Annotated in this window: 15 protein-coding genes; 11 read left to right on the forward strand and 4 right to left on the reverse strand. The window is 65.0% G+C overall.

Annotated elements, in window-relative coordinates; all coding sequences use genetic code 11:
• Window positions 1-64 precede the first annotated feature (64 nt).
• The 3 genes from POM99_RS18220 (at window position 65) to POM99_RS18230 (ending at window position 5,290) form a co-directional block, all read left to right on the forward strand.
• Window positions 65-2,518, forward strand: a complete 2,454-nt coding sequence (locus tag POM99_RS18220; protein WP_277280001.1) for a TonB-dependent receptor — start codon at window positions 65-67, stop codon at window positions 2,516-2,518.
• 83 nt (window positions 2,519-2,601) lie between these two features.
• Window positions 2,602-2,916: a hypothetical protein gene (locus tag POM99_RS18225; protein ID WP_277280003.1), complete on the forward strand. Its 315-nt coding sequence runs from the start codon at window positions 2,602-2,604 to the stop codon at window positions 2,914-2,916.
• 451 nt (window positions 2,917-3,367) lie between these two features.
• The gene (locus POM99_RS18230) at window positions 3,368-5,290 is read left to right on the forward strand and encodes a substrate-binding domain-containing protein (protein WP_277280005.1); all 1,923 of its coding nucleotides are present in this window, start codon (window positions 3,368-3,370) and stop codon (window positions 5,288-5,290) included.
• A gap of 281 nt (window positions 5,291-5,571) precedes the next feature.
• Here the strand turns inward: POM99_RS18230 and POM99_RS18235 are convergent, their stop codons facing one another.
• Window positions 5,572-6,165: a TetR/AcrR family transcriptional regulator gene (locus POM99_RS18235; protein ID WP_277280006.1), complete on the reverse strand. Its 594-nt coding sequence runs from the start codon at window positions 6,163-6,165 to the stop codon at window positions 5,572-5,574.
• Between the two features lie 318 nt (window positions 6,166-6,483).
• Here POM99_RS18235 and purS point away from each other — a divergent pair, with 318 nt between their 5' ends.
• Entirely contained in the window at window positions 6,484-6,717 is a 234-nt protein-coding gene (gene purS / locus POM99_RS18240) for a phosphoribosylformylglycinamidine synthase subunit PurS (RefSeq protein ID WP_277280008.1), read from the forward strand.
• A 1-nt stretch (window position 6,718) separates the two neighbouring features.
• The gene (gene purQ / locus POM99_RS18245; protein WP_277280009.1) at window positions 6,719-7,399 is read left to right on the forward strand and encodes a phosphoribosylformylglycinamidine synthase subunit PurQ; all 681 of its coding nucleotides are present in this window, start codon (window positions 6,719-6,721) and stop codon (window positions 7,397-7,399) included.
• A 4-nt stretch (window positions 7,400-7,403) separates the two neighbouring features.
• Here purQ and POM99_RS18250 read toward each other — a convergent pair whose 3' ends face one another.
• Window positions 7,404-9,749 (reverse strand): putative bifunctional diguanylate cyclase/phosphodiesterase, encoded by a 2,346-nt coding sequence (locus POM99_RS18250; protein ID WP_277280029.1) that lies wholly within the window; start codon window positions 9,747-9,749, stop codon window positions 7,404-7,406.
• Between the two features lie 175 nt (window positions 9,750-9,924).
• Complete coding sequence (locus tag POM99_RS18255) at window positions 9,925-10,329, reverse strand: nuclear transport factor 2 family protein (protein ID WP_277280011.1); 405 nt, start codon at window positions 10,327-10,329, stop codon at window positions 9,925-9,927.
• Window positions 10,330-10,395: 66 nt separating this feature from the next.
• Here POM99_RS18255 and POM99_RS18260 point away from each other — a divergent pair, with 66 nt between their 5' ends.
• The 4 genes from POM99_RS18260 to POM99_RS18275 all read left to right on the forward strand — a co-directional run bounded on the left by POM99_RS18260 (window position 10,396) and on the right by POM99_RS18275 (window position 12,699).
• On the forward strand, window positions 10,396-11,211 hold the full coding sequence (locus POM99_RS18260) for a glucose 1-dehydrogenase (protein WP_277280013.1): 816 nt from the start codon (window positions 10,396-10,398) through the stop codon (window positions 11,209-11,211).
• Entirely contained in the window at window positions 11,211-11,741 is a 531-nt protein-coding gene (locus tag POM99_RS18265; RefSeq protein ID WP_277280015.1) for a VOC family protein, read from the forward strand. The genes POM99_RS18260 and POM99_RS18265 overlap by 1 nt, the downstream gene beginning before the upstream one ends.
• Before the next feature lie 13 nt (window positions 11,742-11,754).
• Complete coding sequence (locus tag POM99_RS18270) at window positions 11,755-12,108, forward strand: Rieske (2Fe-2S) protein (RefSeq protein WP_277280016.1); 354 nt, start codon at window positions 11,755-11,757, stop codon at window positions 12,106-12,108.
• 162 nt (window positions 12,109-12,270) lie between these two features.
• Window positions 12,271-12,699, forward strand: coding sequence for a nuclear transport factor 2 family protein (locus POM99_RS18275; protein ID WP_277280018.1), 429 nt, complete (start codon window positions 12,271-12,273; stop codon window positions 12,697-12,699).
• Window positions 12,700-12,974: 275 nt separating this feature from the next.
• On the opposite strand, the gene POM99_RS18280 is transcribed toward POM99_RS18275, so the two are convergent.
• A complete protein-coding gene (locus tag POM99_RS18280; RefSeq protein ID WP_277280019.1) occupies window positions 12,975-15,458 on the reverse strand; it encodes a TonB-dependent receptor in 2,484 nt (827 codons plus the stop codon).
• 141 nt (window positions 15,459-15,599) lie between these two features.
• Between POM99_RS18280 and POM99_RS18285 the strand changes: the two genes are divergently transcribed.
• Entirely contained in the window at window positions 15,600-16,610 is a 1,011-nt protein-coding gene (locus POM99_RS18285) for an NADP-dependent oxidoreductase (RefSeq protein ID WP_277280022.1), read from the forward strand.
• Between the two features lies 1 nt (window position 16,611).
• Window positions 16,612-17,409 (forward strand): ThuA domain-containing protein, encoded by a 798-nt coding sequence (locus tag POM99_RS18290; protein ID WP_277280024.1) that lies wholly within the window; start codon window positions 16,612-16,614, stop codon window positions 17,407-17,409.
• Window positions 17,410-17,782: the final 373 nt, after the last annotated feature.

Below are 17,782 nucleotides of genomic sequence, written 5' to 3' on the forward strand. Positions count from 1 at the left end.
TGCCTTTGGTTATCAGGATGAACCGTGATCTTGATCCGGCCTGACCGGATGTTAGGGCCAAACGATGCAGCGCATCGCACTCCTTTCCGCCCTTGCAGGCGCCTTGTGCGCGGTTCCCAAAGCCGGTTGCGCGCAGGAAGTCGTTGCGGGCCAGATCGTTGTCACCGCAACCCCGCTCGGACCTGACGACGGAACCATCGAAACGCGTGACAGCGACCTCGCCGCCTCCCGCGCCACCGGGCTGGGCGAACACCTCTTTCGTATGGCCCCCGGCATCACCGTCAACGAGCTTCAGGGCAATCCCCTGCAGCCCGACATCGCCTTTCGCGGGTTTGTCGCTTCGCCACTCTTCGGCACGCCGCAAGGGCTTTCGGTGTTTGTTGACGGGGTGCGGATCAACCAGCCCTTTGCCGAAGTCGTGAACTGGGACCTGATCCCCAATTCGGCGATCGCCCGGATTGACGTTGTCGGCAGTACGTCGCCACAGTTCGGGCGCAATTCGCTTGGCGGCGCCATCACCATCAACACGCGGGATGGCATCACCGATCCCGGCCTGGGCATGGAGGCCAGCGGCGGCTCCTTTGGCCGCCTTGCCGCGAATGCCAGCTGGGGCGGTCACACCGCCGGAGCCTTTCACTGGTTCGCCACTGCCGATCATTTCCGCGAACAGGGCTGGCGTCCGCTTTCACCATCGCGCGCAACCCGCGCGTTCGCCAAGCTGGGCCATGCCGGAACCAATGGCGATATCGCGCTGTCCGGGCTGTTTGCCGATACCGATCTGAACGGCAACGGCCTGCAGGAAATGCGCCTGCTCGCTGCGGATCGCCGCAGCATCTACACTGCGCCCGATGAAACCAGGACACGCGCCTGGCTGGTCAACCTGAAGGCCAACCGCACCCTCTCCCCCGCCCTGACCCTGCGGGGCAACGCCTTCTGGCGGCACACGCGTTCAGCCACCTTCAATGGCGATGTGAACGATGACGTCCTCGGCTCCGATCCCTATCAGCCGACAGCGCCGGAACAGGCCGCGCTGATCGCCGCGGGATACACCGGCTTCCCCACCTCTGGCGAAAGCGCCGGCAACACCCCCTTCCCGAAGTGGCGCTGCATCGCCAACGTCCAGCTTGGGACAGAGCCGAACGAAACCTGCAACGGCCTCGCCAACCGATCCCGCACCCGTCAGGGTGAATGGGGGCTTTCGGGCGAGCTCGTGGCCAGGATGCAGTTCGCGGGCATCAGCCATCAGTTCACCTTCGGCATCGCCTATGTCCGCGCCAGCGCCACTTTCCGGCAGACCACGCAGTTCGCCTATCTCCTGCCTGATCGCACGGTCGTGCCGGTCAATGGCCCGGGCGCCTTCGCCGATGGCAGCCAGTTGTCCGACGATGCCTTCGACGCCCGGGTCGATCTGCACAGCCAAAACTCCAGCCTTGGCCTTTATGCGCTGGAAAGCGCCCAGATCGCCAAGGGGCTGCAGTTCGATCTTGCCGCACGCTTCGATCGCACCGTGTTCCACAACCGGGATCGGATCACGCCCGGCGGCGGAACCGGCTCGCTCGACAGTGATCCCGTGTTCAGTCGCCTCAATCCTTCGGTCGGGCTGTCCTGGCAGCCATCGCCAGCCACCACCCTCGCGCTGACCTGGTCAAAGGCATCGCGCACGCCCTCGGCGGTCGAACTTGGCTGCTCCGATCCGGAGAGCCCCTGCCGCCTGCCCAATGCGCTTGCGGGCGATCCGCCCTTGCGGCAGGTCGTGGCCGGCACGCTCGATCTGCGCCTGTCGGCACAGGGCCGCAACTGGACCTTGCGCGCCAATCTCTTCCACACCGACGCCGCAGACGATATCCTGTTCGTCACCGACAATCCCTCCGGCTACGGCTATTTCCGCAATTTCGGCAAGACGCGCCGCCAGGGCATCGAACTGGAAGCCGCTCTCCAGTTCGGCCCGCTTTCGCTGACCGGCAGCTACACCCTCCTCGATGCCACCTACCGCTCGGGCGAAATCGTGGGCGGATCGGCCAATTCGTCAAGCGATGCCCCGGCTGCGGGTCTCGAAGGCAACATTCCGATCGTTGCGGGAAACCGGATTCCCCTGATCCCCCGTCACCTGTTCAAGGCGGCCGCGCAATGGAGCCCCATCCGGCAGGCCATCCTGCGGATGGACATGGTGGCAACCTCGGGCGTCTATGCGCGCGGCAACGAGAACAACCGTCATCAGCCCGATGGCGTCCATTACCTCGGCCCGGGCAAGACCTCCGGCTATGCCCTGTTCAATCTCGGGCTTGATCTGCAGCCCAGGCCCGCGCTCACCGTCTTCGCCACCCTCCGCAACCTGTTCGACCTGCGCTATGCCACCGCCGCCCAACTCGGCGCCACGGCCTTCGATGCCGCTGGTCTGTTCGTCGCCACGCCCTTCGGCCAGTCTGAAACCGATGGCGAAAGCCCCTTGCGCCACTCCACCTTCTACGCCCCCGGCGCCCCCCGCTCCCTCCAGCTGGGCGCAAGGGTCACGTTCTAGGCCGCATCTTCACCGGGCGCTCCCTACCCGGCCCCTACCGCTTCAAGAGTTGGGTATACCGTCCCGGAATTCGCGGAGGGATGGTGGGCGCGGCGCAGGACTGGCGCTGGTCCAGCGCGCGCAGCCACATCGCCGGGCGGCGGGCGGCGGACGATCCGCTGACCGACATCGCCGCGCTTGGCGCGCATGTTCCCAATTGGCGGGCGATGCTGGCCCGGGGGCTTGAGGCGGGCGGGCTCGATACCGCGGGCGAAGCCGTGGCGGACGCGATCGAAGCGCGCCTGCGAAAAGGGCGGCTGCTGGGCGCCGAAGAGTGGATCGCCCGGCAGGAGGCCGAATGCGGACGCAGGCTCACCCCTGCAAGACCCGGACCGAAGCCGCGCGGGGGAGAGGCGTGATGAGAGTTAGGTATACTGTCCCCGGAATTCCCGTTGAATTCCCGTTGAATTCCCGTTGGAATTCCCGTTGCAACCAGTATGCCTTTCACCGCCCAAGATAACTTTAGTTTGGCGCAATCTGAGCGAATGACGCTGGATTCGCGGATACATTGCACCGCATGCACAGGGCGCTTTGTCGATTCAAGACGATAACCAGCACAGTGCACAACGGCTCTTCGAGCCTGGAGTTCAATTAAAAATATACTTAAATCAGTATTTTAAAGTATTTTCAAATTTGGCATGCGATAGGGATTACTACGGATCGCTTACGCTTTTGCGCGAGTTGAAGCCATCGCCTGTAACAAATAACATAAGTTAGTCTTTCTTGTAACATTACCATTGGATCATCTCTCCAGCCCGCACGCGATGGCGAAATGGGCGTTGGCGTATGCTCGCCATGGAGGACCTTCCAATGATCAGCAGCAAGAACACCTTGATGGTAGCGACCGCGGTTGCCGCGTTCACCGGTACTGGAGCGCAGGCCCAGGTCATCTTTCCCGAAGCCGAACTGCACGGCATGGGCGCATCGTCGGTGGCTGTCGTGCTTCCGCGTGAACTGAACTGCGTCGGCGGCTTCGAACAGGTCGGCAAGAACGACGGCACCACCGCCACGGTATCCGAAGGCGCCTATCCCGGCAACGATGGCTCCTTCAACTGCGCCAAGCGCACGATCCAGAAGCAGATCACCGGCCGCTACATCTCCACCGGCTCGGGTGGCGGCAAGACCGCGCTCAGGAACATCGACGCCTCGTCCTTCTTCGATGGCAGCGCGGGCAAGATATTCCCGTCCGCGTTCGGCTCCACCTGGACCAACCCGCACTTCATCATGTCGGATTCGCCGCTGGCGCAGTCCGATCTCGATACCTTCAACGCCAGCGCTGTTGGCGCCAAAAAGGCCGGCGCGGCGATCCAGTTTCCGCTTTACGTGCTGCCCGTCGCAGTCGCCTACAACCCGGTCTATGGCCACAAGGTCGCTGAAAACAAGGACCTGTCCTTCAACGTGATGGCGCCGGTGACGGTAAAGGGCACCGTGATCGGCGGTCTGCGCATGTCGAAGAACATCTATTGCGGCATCTTCAACGGCTACATCACCAACTGGAACGATCCCAAGATCAAGGCGCTGAACCTGCGCAAGGGCACTCGGGCAGTCTCGCTGATGGACCCGGCGGACGACGTCACGCGCTGGAACAGCGATGGCGTGCCGATCCGCCTTGTCGGCCGTCTCGACAAGTCAGGCACCACCGACATCTTCACGCGGCACCTGGCCGCAGTGTGCAACTCCGCCGGCATGACCGGCCCCAACAAGTATCTCAACCCTGCCGAAGCCCTGCCCTACAACACTGCTTCGGGCATCACCCTAACCGCGTTCCGGTCCGACGCGCCCTACAAGGCATCAGCCACCAACGGCACCGCTTTTGCCGGCACCACCAACATGATCAGCGGCGCGGTTTGGACCGGCTCCGCCATCGACACCACCAACGGTGCCGAAACGCCGGGCCTGTTCCTGCTGGCGGATGGTTCGGGCAAGGTCGCCTCGGCGATCAACTTCGCGCCTGATCAGGCTTCGGCGAGCGATGCCAACGTGCTGCTCAATGGCAAGCTCGGCTATATCGGTGCAGACTTCGTGCGCCCCTCGGCGGGCCAGACCCTGCACGCCGCTGCGCTCGAACAGGGCAACAGCGCCGCCACGCGCAAGCCGATGTTCCTGCTGCCCACCGCGCTCAACGCCACCGCTGCTTTCGGCACCAGCATCCTGCCTCCCGAAACCAGCAAGTCCGGCGCCTACGTCAAGGGCGGAGCCCTCAGCCGGTCTAACCCGCTCGACTGGTACAACGCACTGTATCAGGGCTCGGCCGTCCTCTCGAACCCGGTGGCGGGCTATCCGATCACCGGCACCACCCAGTTCGATACCGGCACCTGCTTCGCCAGCCCGGCGGTGCGCAACGCGCTGGTCACCTTCCTCAACGCTTCGCTCGGCAACCTGAAGGTCGATTCCGCCAACCGTCCGCTTTCGGCCAACATCTTCACGGGTGAGATCGCGCCGAAGCTGGGGATCAAGGCGCAGATGGGCATCGCCCCGCTGCCCAAGGCATGGACCATCGCGATCACCGAGACCTTCCTCAAGCGGTCGAAGCAGAAGTCCGGATCGCAGCTTCTCGGCACCCGCAGCCTTTACATCCAGAATGGCCTGCCGACCGCCACCGGCCTCGGCAATGGCAAGAAGAAGCTGGCCCTCGCCGACCTTCCGACCGAAGCCAGCTTCGTAAAGGGCGCAAACACGATCTACAACGAAGCCGGCCCCAACCCCGGCTGCACCGCCGGCTCGGGCCTCTGACACCCCGCAGAGCCCGGTCGGACAACGGCCCCGGAGCAGTCCGGGGCCGTCTTTCGTTCGGCGCTGCTTTCGCGCGCCTAGGACAACAAGGCGCGATCAGGCGGAAAAGACGAACCGTCCCGCCAGCATGGCAGGTCTGCCCGTCCTATCCCCGGTTTTAGCGTATCAATGGCGTCTTCACGCCCACCTGGTCGTAAAGCATCCGCCCGCGATAGTTGAATTCCTGCGTCAGCCAGGAGTTCCGGGGACAGTATACCAATCTCTCCCATCACACCACACACCTATCGCTTCAAAACCCCGTAAAGCAGCATCCCGGCAAGGGCGTTCGCGGCCTCGAGCACTTTCGCCTTGCTGGCGCGCGGGTCGAACACCCTGGGCCACAGCACGGTCATGATCATAGCCCCGGCAATGTGCTGCGCCGCCAGCCGGGTGTCGGGCGCCGTGAATTCGCCACGGCGCACGCCGAGTTCCAGCAGCCCTTCCACCGTGGTCACCAGAGGCTGCAGCACCCCCTTGCGATAGGCGCGGCCGAGTTCGGGAAACTGCGCCCCTTCGGCAATGATCAGCCGGTGCAGCACCGGCCCCGCCCCTTTTGACATCGCCAAGGTCAGCCGCGCGATCAGGTCGCCCAGCACCTCGGGCAGGGTCTGCGCCTCGATGCCCTGCAGGATGCGCTCCAGCGGCAGCGCGTGCTCCACAAGGTTGGTCACCAGCCCCCGGAACAGCGCCTCCTTGGTGGGAAAGCTGGCATAGAGCGCGGAACGCCCCACGCCCACGCTGGCGGCGATATCCTCCATCTTCGTGCCGCCATATCCCTTTTTCAGGAAGGCGGCGCAGGCGGCGGCGTGGATCCTGTCCAGGCGGTTCTCGGGCATCTTTCTCGGCATGGCGTGAAGCCTAGCACGGACGAAAGGTTAATAACAGACGTGTCTGTCAAATAATGTCCTACAGGCCCGATTTTCCTACACGCCGCAAATCTGGTATAAGCAGACCATGATGCATAGAAACCCGCAGTTTTCCGCCATTTTCGCCGATGCGGGGCGCGGCGTGGCGAAGGCGTGGCGGGAAACCGGGTTTTACCCATTGGACAGTGTCAACCGTGTCAACCTCGCCACCTTGCCCTTTCCGGCCAACGGGGGCATAGGCAGCGGCGATTCCCGTCCCCATATCCGGTTACGAAAGGCCATTCGCCCATGAAGGTGCGCGTTCACGTCAGCCTCAAGAACGGGGTGCTCGATCCGCAGGGTCGCGCCATCCACCACGCGCTCGAAGGGCTCGGCTTTGCCGGCGTCAACGATGTCCGCGCCGGCCGCCTGATCGAGCTCGACATGGCCGACAGCGTGACCGACGAGGCGCTGGACGAGATGTGCCGCAAGCTGCTGGCCAACATGGTCATCGAAAACTACCGGATCGAAAAGGTCGCCTGATATGGCTTTCTCCGCCGCCGTCATCACCTTCCCCGGCTCCAACTGCGATCGCGACATGGCCGTGGCGATCGAGGAGATCTGCGGCGGCACCGTCCACCGCGTGTGGCACGGCGATGCCGGGCTGCCCGAGGGGCTGGACTTCATCGCCCTGCCCGGCGGCTTCTCCTATGGCGACTACCTGCGCTCCGGCGCCATGGCCGCCCGCTCGCCGGTGATGCAGGCGGTGGTCGAGCAGGCCGGGCGCGGCGTGCCGGTGCTGGGCGTGTGCAACGGCTTCCAGGTGCTGACCGAGGCGGGCCTCCTGCCCGGCGCGCTGATGCGCAACGCCGGCATCCGCTTCGTCTGCCGCGATGTGAAGCTGACGGTGGAAACCAGCCAGTCGCTGTTCACCGCGCGCTACTTCAAGGGGCAGACGATCACCATCCCGGTCGCCCACCACGATGGCAACTACTTCGCGGATGAAGCCACGCTCGATCGGCTCGAAGGCGAAGGCCGCGTCGCCTTCCGCTATGCCGAACCGGTCAACGGGTCGCAGCGCGATATCGCCGGCGTGCTGAACGAAGCGGGCAACGTGCTGGGCATGATGCCGCACCCCGAACGCATGATCGAAGAAGCGCAGGGCGGTTCCGACGGGCGCCGCCTGTTCGAAAGCGTGCTCGGCAGCCTGGGCGTCTCGGCCTGATCCGTCAGGCGGCGGTGCCCTGCGGCAATTCCTGCTGAGGCAGGGCACCATAGCCGGCGAAGAGATTGCGCGCCTCAAGGTTCGGCATCGGGCGGCCGAAGTAGTAGCCCTGGATCTTCTTGCAGCCGAGCCGGCGGATCACTTCCAGCTCCAGCTCGGTTTCCACCCCTTCCGCGGTGGTGGACATCTCAAGGCTGTCTGCCATCGCCACCACGGCGCGCACGATTGCCAGGCTTTCCGGGTTGTCCTTGGCCGCGCCCTGCACGAAGCTGCGGTCCACCTTGATGGTGGAAAAGCGCATCTTGCGCAGGTAGCCAAGCGAGGAATAGCCGGTCCCGAAGTCGTCGAGCGCCACGCCGCAGCCCAGCGACATGATCCGCTCCAGCGTCGCCTGCGCGGTGGTGCCATCGCGGACGAAGATGCTTTCGGTAACCTCGATCTCCAGCCGGTGCGGCGGCAGCCCGCTCTGCGCCAGCGCGCTGACCACGGTCTCGGCGAAGTAGGGGTCGAGCAGCTGCTCGCCCGAAACATTGACCGCCACCTTCACAGGCGCGGGCCAGTTGACCGCTTCGAGGCAGGCGGTGCGCAGCACCCATTCGCCGATCGGCACGATCAGGCGGGTATCCTCGGCCAGCGGGATGAACTTGGCCGGGCTGATGAAGCCGTGGTCCGCGCTGGTCCAGCGCAGCAGCGCCTCGAAGCTCAGCACCTCCTCGCTCGTCGCGTCCACCACCGGCTGGTACACCAGGCTGAATTCGCCGCGTTCCAGCGCGTGGCGCATCGCGAACTCCAGCTGCCGCCGCTCCTCGGCATGGGCATGCAGCGCGGGTTCGTAGGTGCAGTGCTGCCCGCCGCCCTCGTCCTTTGACCGGTAGAGCGCGAGGTCCGCATTGCGCATCAGCGTCTCCACCGTCGCCCCGTCACGCGGGCCCACCGCAGAGCCGACGCTGGCGCCGACGAACAGGGTGTGGTGGTCCACTTCGTAGGGCAGCGACAGCGACTGGATCACCGCTTCAGCCACGGCGTTGACCCGCTCGGTGTCGGCGGCGTCGCGGATCACGATGGCGAACTCGTCGCCACCCAACCGGCCACACAGCTCGTTCTGCGTCATCAAGGCCTTCAGCCGATCAGACACGCGGGCGAGCAGCTGGTCCCCCACCAGGTGGCCGAGCGTATCGTTGACCGCCTTGAACCGATCGAGGTCAATCATCAGGAAGGCGCAGCGGGTGCGCCACTGGTCGGCATAGCGCATGGCATCGCCCAGCGCCTCGGTCAGCATCATGCGGTTGGGCAGGCCGGTGAGCGTATCATAGCGGGCGAGGTAGGAGATCTTCTCGGCGCTTTCGCGCTGCTCGGTCACATCGGACCCGACGCCGCGGAAGCCGGCGAAGTTGCCGTCGTCATCCACCTTGGGCGAGGCGGACAGTTCCCACCAGCGGTGCGAACCGCGCAAGGTGACGCGGACCAGCACGTTGGCGAAGCTCTCGCGCCGCTTCAGCCGTTCGGCCAGATCATGCAGCGAGGAATGGAAGTGGCCACTTTCCCAGGCATCGCCGGCGATCAGCTGGATCAGCGGCTTGCCCTCCACGTCCTCCGGGTCATCCCCCAGCGCGAAGGCGAAGCGGGGGGAAACGGAGCGGACACGGCGCGCAGTATCGACCTGCCACAGCCAGTCGGCCTCACCCTCTTCGAACTCGCGCAGCAGCAGCGAGACGACCTCGGCCTTTTCGGCCATGCCTGCCTCGGCAACCTTGGCGCCGAGGAAGGTCCGGGCCGCTTCGACACTGCCGATCGAGACGATGATGACGAAGGAGCAGGCCACCGCCGCCGCAGTCCAGTTGCCATAGATGGCGAAAGTCAGGACGCCCGATGCGCCGAGGATGGCGCCGAACAGCACGGTGCCCAGCGGCACTGCGGCAAAGGCGACGGCCATGCCGGCCATGAGCATCGACATGATCGACCACACGCCCATCCGCTGCGAATCATCGGCGAAGTGGGAGAAGACCAGCAGGGGAATGGTCCAGACCGCGCCGGTGATTGCGGTGCTGACCGTCTGGTAATGGATTTCCTGCCGCGACATGCGCCGGCGATCGGCATCCTGCAGGCTGCGATCGAAGCGTGCGCCATAGATCAGCACGCCGACCAGCAGCGCGACCCAACCCACGAGGAAGGCAAGGTGGACCGCGCCCGCCAGCGTGCGCAGCACCAGCAGCGCAGACAGCGCGTGGGCCAGCATGCGGGCATGGGTGAGGCGGGCAAGGCTGGAATACTGCAGGCCGCGCAGCCGCCCCCAATCGCCCTCTGCCGGATCGCTCAGGCCCAGCACCGCCAGGACCGGCAGCTTGGGCATGGGGCCGCTGCCGACAGCATCGGCAGCCTCTTCGGCGGGCATGATCTGGCGAGCCTTGGTCACGCTCCATCAGATAACGGGAATTCCTTGCCCAAAGGTAAGCGAGCCAAACTTTCGGGCGGCCAGACCGACCGCCCGAAATCAGATTAAACAATTGATATAGTTAAACTTGTATTCAGGCGAGAGCAGCCTTTGCTTCGCACGCCGCAACGATCGGCGCGGGATCGAAGTAATAGGGGCGAATCTCGCAAACCTTGCCATCGCGGAAACGGAACAGTTCGCACAAATGCGCAGGCGCCAGCGATGGATCGGCAAAGCGGAAGGACAGGATCGTCACCGCATGATCCTTGCCCGGGCAGGTTTCCACCACATCGAGCCCGGCGACGTCCATCATGCCCATGACCTTGGTATAGAGATCGCGCAGCGCGTGCTTGCCGCGATAGACGCCCTTCATCGGCAGGCTATCGGCCTCGGTCACAAAGAAATCGTCGGTCAGCATGCTGGCGGCCTTGTCCCAATCGCCCACGCCGGTGGCGGCATAGAGATCGACGACGAACTGCTGGATCTGCTCGGGAGTCATGGACGCTATCCTCTCGTGAATTTCCCGCAGTTTCCGCCGGTTTGGCCGCCCGATAAACCTAGCGATATGGCTAGCGCGCGGCAGCTGCCCGCAGCGGGTAGGACAGACGCCAAGATAAGCGAGAGGACGCAGATCGTGGCGGCAGGCAGGCTTGAGGGCAAACTGGCATTCGTGACCGGCGGGGCATCGGGCGTGGGGGCGGCAATCGCCCGCGCCTTTGTGGCCGAAGGCGCCGAGGCCATCATCGCGGACATCGACCGCGCGGCGGGGGAGGCGCTGGCGGGCGAACTCGGCCGTGCCCGCTTCGTGCCGCTGGACGTGACCAGCGAGCAGAACTGGCAGGACGCGCTGGCTCCGTTCGAGCGGATCGACGTGCTGGTGAACAACGCCGGGATCACCACGCTGGGCTCGATCGAGGAGGTCACGCTCGACCAGTTCCGGCACGAGCTGGACATCGACGTGCTGGGCGTGTTCCTGGGCACCCAGACCGCGCTGCCGAAGATGAAGGCGCATGGCGGCTCGATCATCAACATGTCCTCGCTTTCCGGCGTGCGCGCATCGGCCAACCTGGTGGCATACAATGCGGCCAAGGCGGCGGTGACGCTGATGACCAAATCCTGCGCGCTGCACTTTGCCGAGAAGGGTTACCCGGTGCGGTGCAATTCGATCCATCCGGGCGCGATCCACACCCCGATCATCGACAAGGTTCTGGCGCAGAGCGACGATCCCGATGCGCTGTACCGGAGCTTCGTGAAGGTTCACCCGGTCGGCCGGCTGGGCAGGCCGGAAGAGATCGCGGCGATGGCGGTCTATCTCGCCAGCGACGAATCCGCCTTTACCACCGGCGCGGAGTTCCGCGTGGATGGCGGAGCCTCTATCTGATGGCGCACTTGCCCATCCGCCAGGTCGCCTATTTCTGCGCAGACGTGCGCGAGGCCGCGCGGGCGCATCACGAGGCCTTTGGATCGGGCCCCTTCTTCGTGGCGGACAACATTCCGCTGGCCCGTGCGGTGCACCGCGGCGTGGAGCGCACGGTCGACCATTCCAGCGCCTATGGCCAGTGGGGCGAGGTGATGGTGGAGTTCGTGCAGCAGAACAATCCCGGCCCTTCCCCCTTCCACGACATGTATCCCGAAGGATCGGGCCGCTGGGGCCTGCACCATGTGGCGCTGTTCGTGGATGACGTGGACGCGGCGCTGGCCCGGTTCGCCGCGCGCAGCGTGGAAACGGCGCTGCGCGCGGAGATGAACGACGGCTTCGTCTTCGCCTTTGCCGACACCACCGCCACGCTGGGCCACATGACCGAGCTTTATGCGCCGGTGCCGACGCTGACCGGATTCTACGACTTTGTCTCCCGCGCGGCGAAGGACTATGCGGGCGGCGAGATCATCAAGACCATATCCCTTTCCTGAAAGAGACCGAGACGTGACTGACGGCTGGCATGCCCTGATCCCCGAAACCGAGTTCCCCGCCGAGGGCAAGCTGGCGACCAAGGTCAACGGCTGGTACGTGCTGGTGGGCAAGACCGAAGATGGCCTTCATGCGGTGAACGACCGCTGCACCCACCAAGCCGCACTGCTTTCCACCGGGCGCATCCGCCGTGGCGCGGTGATGTGCCCGCTGCATGGCGCGCGCTTCAACATGGCCGACGGCCGCTGCATCGGCGGGACGTACAAGGACCTGCGCACGTTCCCCCTGCGGGTGACCGATGGCGTGATCGAGGTGTGCGTGCCCGATGCCGCGCCGGGGATGGAAGAACTGCCGGTGATGGCCGGGTAAGCGGAAGCGAGGTTCGGGAGCCGGGCTGACGGGATTGGCCAGGCGTCTTGTTGCCGGCATGCGCTGGCGCCTTCTGACCCCGGTGCCCTGACCTATCGCATAGTTTGCGCGGGGGCGCTGGGTGGTACTCTGCCGCCAACACCGAACAACGGGAGAGATCTGATGCCCTTTACCGGCCCTGCCGAAGACCGCCTGGCCATTCGCGAACTGCTGGAAACCTATGCCGATGCGGTGACCCGCGTCGATGCCGAAGACTGGGCCGCGACCTGGGCCGAGGATGCCGAGTGGAGCCTGCCGGATTATCCCGAACTTGGCACCACGCGCGGCCGCCCGGCGATCAAGGCGATGTGGATCGAGGCGATGAAAAGCTATCCCGGCATCATGTTCGAAGCCTGGCCCGGCTCGATCGAAGTGAACGGCGATACCGCCACAATGCGCAGCTATACCAGCGAGGTCTATGACCAGAACGGCGTGACCATGCGCGACCGCGGCGTCTATGAAGACACCTGCGTGAAGATCGACGGCAAGTGGCTGTTCAAGAGCCGGTCGTTCCGCAACATTCACCGCCAGCACGCCCCCAAGGGCTGCTGAACCAGCTTCCGGACCCGGAGGGCGCGAGGGGCGCGGGAGGCATTGCTTCCCGCGCCTTATTTGCAACTGGTACTTCCCCAACCGCTGCCGAGCCCCCACCCGGCTGCGACTAGCGAACCTTCGGTTCGGCAAGTCTCGCTCCCCTCCCCGCTGGGGAGAGGCCGGGGGTGGGGGTTCGGCCCATGTGCGGCGAGACGATCGTGCCGCCATTCCAGATGCAGAAAGGGCGGAGCCTTGCGGCCCCGCCCATTCCGTTTACATTTCCGATCCGTGGATCAGAAGCGCTTGGTGACGCTGACCTGCACGGTGCGCGGCAGGTTGCCGAAGCCGAGCTGGTCGGCATGGAGGCCGCCCGCGGTGCCGGTGCCTGCGCCCGTGGAAGGACCATCGACCACGCCGCTGACATAGAACGTGTTGGTCAGGTTCTTGCCGATCAGCGCGATCTGCCAGTTGTCATCTTCGGCGCCGAAGCGGATGCCGGCGTCGAGCGTGGCGTACTTGTCCTGCTTCGAATGCTCCGCGCCGAAGCCCGAGGCGAGGTAGCTGCTGGAGAAGCGGGCATCGATGTTGAGACCCAGCTTGTAGCCGCTGCCCACCGCAGTGTCATACCCCACGCCGAACGCGCCGGTCCATTCGGGCGCGACCGAGAGCGGACGGCCCGAAAGGTTCTGGCGAACGCCGGTGCCGCCAGCACCGATCACCGCGCCCGACGCCGTCAGGTTGCAGCCTTCCGCCGGGGTCTGGCCTGCATAGCAGGGGCCGAGCGGGAAGCTGGTGTAACGGGCGCGGGTGTAGTTGATCGAGCCGTGGACGTTGAGCCCATCGAGCGAGCGCGGGGCGAACTCGAACTCGGCCTCAACGCCCTTGGTGCGGGCATCGGCGGTCAGCGTCTGGAACGCGAAGATCGGCGAGTTGAAGAAGTCGACCTGCAGATCGCCATACTTGTAGGTGAAGGCGGTGAGGTTCAGGCGCAGCTGGTTGTCGGCCAGCGTGGTCTTGATGCCCGCTTCGAAGCCGCGCGCCTTTTCCGGGTTGAAGGTAAGGTCGCCCAGCGGATCGGTGGACAGCAGCGAGTTGATGCCGCCGTTGGAGAAGCCGCCCGACTTGTACGCCGTCTTGTAGGCGCCATAGACGAGGATGCCCTGCTGCGGCTTCCATGTCAGCGTCACTTCCGGCGACCAGTCGTCAAAGACCTGGCGCGCGTTGATCACGCCGAGGCCATCCGGGGAATCCGCGCCGCGGAAGATCGGCAGGCCGCCGCCCGTGGTGAGGAACGGGTTGTTGTAGGGCTGGACGAAGAAGCTCTTCTTGGTCTCGTGCGTGTAGCGCACGCCACCGGCGACTTCGACGGTGGGCAGCACCTTCCAGGTGACCTGGCCGAACAGCGCGCCGGTCTCGCCATCGGTGAAGCTGGACTTGCTGCCGGCAAGATAGCGGTTGGCGGGCGAGGCCGCGCTGTTCTCAAGCCCCGCGAACATCACGTTCTGATCAAACAGGCGCTTGGTCTTCTGATAGAGACCACCGACCATGAGATTGATCGGCCCATCGAACGCAGTCTGCGCGCGCAGTTCCTGGCTGAACGCGCGCCAGGTGGAGTTCTCGGTGGCCCAGGTGCCGTTGTTGCTCGACTGGAAATCGCAGGCGCAGGCCCAGCGGTTGTTGTTGGTGTTGTAGTTGGTGACCGAGCTGATGGTCACGTCACCAGTGGTGTAGACGATGTTGCCGTTGACCGCCCACGACCGGTAGCGGTTGTAAAGCTGCCCGTCTTCTTCCGAGAACGGGAAGGTCTTGGCGATATCGGCCGGGATGTTGTTCTGGTGCGTGACGAAGTCGGTACCGCACTTGTAGCCCGAAAGCTGGCTTACGCCCGAGGCGAGGCCGCAGTTGTAGGCGACATAGTTCCACGAGCTGTTCTTGGTCTTGTTGTAGTCGAAGCTGCCCTTGACCGTGACGGTGAGATCGCTGGTGGGCGTGTACTTCAGCGTCAGGCGGCCGAGGAACTCGCGCTCACCGGGGCCATCGGACGCCACGCTGGCGGTGTGCGGGGTGGGGGCAAAACCGTTGGCGACGTCGGCGGTGACATAGGTACGCGGGACCGAGACGTTGTCGTAATACGCGCCGTCCATGATCGAGCCGCGCAGCGCGAGGCGCACGCCGAAGGTGTCGGACAGGGGGGCCGAGGCGATGAATTCACCGAGGTACTGCTTCGCCTTGAACTCGTAGGCGGCCCGTGCGATGAACTCGCGCTCGTTGCCCGGATCGTTGGTGGTCAGGCTGATCACGCCGGCCGTGGCGTTCTTGCCGAAGAACAGCGCCTGCGGACCCTTCAGCACTTCAACGCGCTTCAGGTCGAAGAAGCCTTCCTGGATGATGCGGCCCTGGCCGTAATAGGCGCCATCGACGACCACGGCGACCGACTGTTCGATGCCGATCGAGGTGGACGACGAACCGATGCCGCGCATGGTCAGCTGTGCGCCCGAACCGTTGGAGGCGCGGCCGACGCTGAGGTTCGGCGTGGCGGCGGCGATCTTTTCGATCGAGGTGATGTCACGCGCCTGGATGGTCTTTTCCGAGATGGCGGTCACGGCCACGGGAACGGTCTGGACCGATTCCTCGCGCTTGCGCGCGGTGACGATGATTTCTTCCAGACCGCCGGCGGGCGCCGCGCCGGCCTGCGGCTGCGCGTCCTGCGCGAATGAAACCTGTGCGCCGCCCAGCATGCACGAAGCAAGCAGCAGCCCCTTGATGGTGCCCTTCATGATATCCTCTCCATTGAACCTCTAGACGCGCGGATATTCTTTCGACGAGCCGACGGCCCCTGCCACTTGAGACAGACTATCCATTTGATCAGGTGAGGCTGCCTTGCCGTAGCGGCAGGCAGGGCTTTGAGAGGAATTCCCATGACAACCAACCGCTTCTGGCGCCTTGACCGGCACCCCCAGGGCCACGACTTCGCCTCTGCCTTGTCATTGCAGCAGGAAAGCCTGCCCGCGCTGGTGGATGGCGAGGTGCGCATTCGCGCGCAGTACCTTTCGATGGACGCCGGCACGCGCATGTGGATGAGCCCGCGCACCGACGGATATCAGCCGCCGCTGCCGCTGGGCGCGAAGATGAGCGGGCTCGTGCTGGGCCCGGTGAGCGAGAGCCGCGATCCCGCCTTTCCGGCAGGGGCGCTGGTGCGCGGGTTCGGGCAGTGGGCGGACTATGCCACGGTCACCCCGGCGCTGTCGGGGCTGGAAATCGTGGACGCAGAGGTAGCCGATATCCGCGACCACTTCGGCGCGCTGGGGATGAACGCGTGGACCGCGTATGTGGGCGTGAAGGAAGTGGCGGCGGTGCAGCCGGGCGAATGGATCGCCGTGTCCGCCGCAGCAGGGGCGACCGGAAGCATGGCCTGCCAGGCGGCAAGGAACCTGGGCGCGAAAGTGATCGGCATTGCCGGCGGGCCGGACAAGTGCCGCCACCTGATCGACCGGATCGGCGTGGACATGGCCATCGATTACAAGGGTGAGGACGTGGCGGCCCGGCTGGCCACTGTACCCGGTGGGGTGAACGCCTATTTCGACAACGTGGGCGGGCCGCTGCTGGACGCGGTGTTGCCCAACATGGCGCATTACGGGCGGGTGGCGGTGTGCGGCATGGTGGCCGCCTATGACAACGATGCCCCCCTGCCCGGCCCGGCACGGTTTGACCAGGTGCTGATGCGGCGGCTGCGGATCGAGGGGTTCTTCATTCCCGATTTCCTGCATCGCGGCGCGGAGTTCCTGCCCGTGCTGCGGCAATGGGTCGACGAAGGGAAACTGCGGGTTGAATTTGACCAGACCGAGGGCCTGGAAAACGTGCTGGTGGCCTATGACCGGATGCTGACCGGCAAGAGCACGGGCAAGGTGCTGGTGAAAGTGGCGGACTGATATGCCGATCATCCATCATCGCGCACCGTTGCAGGTGCTGGTGGCAGTGCGCGGCCATCCGTTTGACCGCACCGCATTTGACGCGGTGTTCCAGGGCATGGACGGCATTGCCGCGACCATGGTGGACCAGCCCGCCGCAGCGCTGCTGATGACCCCGGAAGGGATGCGCGATTTCGACGCGCTGGTGCTGTATGACATGCCGGGGCTGGACTTCGAGGCACCGCAGCACGCACCCGAATACCGCGAGCCGCCACCTGCGCTGCAGGCTGGATTCCGTGCGCTGCTGGAACAGGGCAAGGGTGTGGTGGCGCTGCACCATGCGTTGGCGGGATGGCCGACCTGGGGCGAGTATCACGACTGGCTGGGCGGGCAGTTCTTCTATCACCCCGGAGAGGTGCGCGGCATTGCGGTGCCAGACAGCGGGTACTGCCATGACGTGACCCACGAGGTTTCGGTGGTGGCAGACCATCCGGTGACGGCAGGGCTGCCGACAAGCTTTACCCTGACCGACGAGCTTTATCTCGGGCAGGTTTTCGAGGACGGCGTGACGCCACTGTTGCGGTCAAATGCCGTGTTCGACCGCGACCATTTCTGGTCGGCCGAACTGGCGGTGGCGGGCCGGATGCATTGCCGGGAAGGTTGGGAGCATCCGGCAGGATCGAACATTGTCGGCTGGACCAAGCAGGCGCTGAACAGCCGGCTGGTGTACCTGCAGCCGGGCGATGGCCCCGCCACGTATGAAAACCCGCATTACCGGCAGCTTGTGGAGAATGCGATCCGCTGGGTTGCTGCGCGGTAAACAACTGACTTTTATGGATACAAAGGGCCTGGGGCATGATCCACCCGGCCTGCTTCATGGCGATGCCAACGTTCGCAGACGCGGGCGTGCAACCCCAACCCCCAGCCCCTACCCGGCAGAGAGGGAAGCGAGACTTGCCGGACCCTGAACGCGTTCAGGGGTGGGTCTGGTCACCGCATGACGGGGGCCTTGCGCTGGTGCGTTTGCAGTGGGGAAAATCTTCCTGCTGCGCTGCCGGGGTGCGGAGATGAAAAAAGATCCCATGGGCGCGGGCTGGCGCCGGTTGAGGCAGACTGACCTTCCCGCTTTGTCGTGAAGGAGGTTGCCCGTGCCCGTGTCCGTCTCATGCCATGCCGCCGTCAGCACGCAGCTG

This window comes from Novosphingobium cyanobacteriorum, from assembly GCF_029436685.1.
GTDB classification, from domain to species: domain Bacteria; phylum Pseudomonadota; class Alphaproteobacteria; order Sphingomonadales; family Sphingomonadaceae; genus Novosphingobium; species Novosphingobium cyanobacteriorum.

Bases quoted from the DNA above. Each gene is read 5' to 3' on its own strand.
- POM99_RS18220 (WP_277280001.1), top strand. From the start codon at position 65: ATGCAGCGCATCGCACTCCTTTCCGCCCTTGCAGGCGCCTTGTGCGCG.
- POM99_RS18230 (WP_277280005.1), top strand. From the start codon at position 3,368: ATGATCAGCAGCAAGAACACCTTGATGGTAGCGACCGCGGTTGCCGCG.
- POM99_RS18235 (WP_277280006.1), bottom strand. From the start codon at position 6,165: ATGCCCGAGAACCGCCTGGACAGGATCCACGCCGCCGCCTGCGCCGCC.
- purS (WP_277280008.1), top strand. From the start codon at position 6,484: ATGAAGGTGCGCGTTCACGTCAGCCTCAAGAACGGGGTGCTCGATCCG.
- purQ (WP_277280009.1), top strand. From the start codon at position 6,719: ATGGCTTTCTCCGCCGCCGTCATCACCTTCCCCGGCTCCAACTGCGAT.
- POM99_RS18250 (WP_277280029.1), bottom strand. From the start codon at position 9,749: ATGCCCAAGCTGCCGGTCCTGGCGGTGCTGGGCCTGAGCGATCCGGCA.
- POM99_RS18255 (WP_277280011.1), bottom strand. From the start codon at position 10,329: ATGACTCCCGAGCAGATCCAGCAGTTCGTCGTCGATCTCTATGCCGCC.
- POM99_RS18260 (WP_277280013.1), top strand. From the start codon at position 10,396: ATGGCTAGCGCGCGGCAGCTGCCCGCAGCGGGTAGGACAGACGCCAAG.
- POM99_RS18265 (WP_277280015.1), top strand. From the start codon at position 11,211: ATGGCGCACTTGCCCATCCGCCAGGTCGCCTATTTCTGCGCAGACGTG.
- POM99_RS18275 (WP_277280018.1), top strand. From the start codon at position 12,271: ATGCCCTTTACCGGCCCTGCCGAAGACCGCCTGGCCATTCGCGAACTG.
- POM99_RS18280 (WP_277280019.1), bottom strand. From the start codon at position 15,458: ATGAAGGGCACCATCAAGGGGCTGCTGCTTGCTTCGTGCATGCTGGGC.
- POM99_RS18285 (WP_277280022.1), top strand. From the start codon at position 15,600: ATGACAACCAACCGCTTCTGGCGCCTTGACCGGCACCCCCAGGGCCAC.
- POM99_RS18290 (WP_277280024.1), top strand. From the start codon at position 16,612: ATGCCGATCATCCATCATCGCGCACCGTTGCAGGTGCTGGTGGCAGTG.